Annotated in this window: 2 protein-coding genes; one reads left to right on the top strand and one right to left on the bottom strand. The window is 46.0% G+C overall.

From position 1 onward, the window contains the following. Nucleotides 1–85 (bottom strand): hypothetical protein (locus HCN83_RS18550; RefSeq protein WP_246238310.1); only part of this gene is annotated, 85 nt, incomplete at its 3' end. On the opposite strand from HCN83_RS18550, the gene HCN83_RS18285 reads away from it, so the two are divergent. Next, nucleotides 52–248, top strand: a 197-nt coding sequence (locus tag HCN83_RS18285; RefSeq protein WP_246238309.1) for a glycine--tRNA ligase subunit beta, incomplete at its 3' end; no start/stop codon positions are given. The genes HCN83_RS18550 and HCN83_RS18285 overlap by 34 nt on opposite strands.

Here is a 248-nt window from a genome sequence, read left to right as displayed (position 1 = left end):
CGTCCTCGGCTGCCTGCATCATTAAGTCAACGACAGGCTGGAATGATTCATATGGATGATGCAGAAAAACATCTCTTTCCTGCAAAATGTTCAGTACATTTTCATTGTGCAGATCGGCTGGCGGCTGTATTTGGCACGGATGTAATTCCGTTTGAAATTACAGGTATTCCGACGGGACGTATTACTTACGGACACCGGTTTCTCGGCGATGCTGCTGACATATCGAACGCAGATGATTACGAAGAAGA

It is taken from the genome of Alkalicoccus luteus, assembly GCF_012034335.1.
Classification (GTDB): Bacteria; Bacillota; Bacilli; order Bacillales; family Salisediminibacteriaceae; genus Alkalicoccus; species Alkalicoccus luteus_A.
Note: the sequence above shows the minus strand (reverse complement) of the source record. Positions and strands in the feature narration are given on the sequence as shown.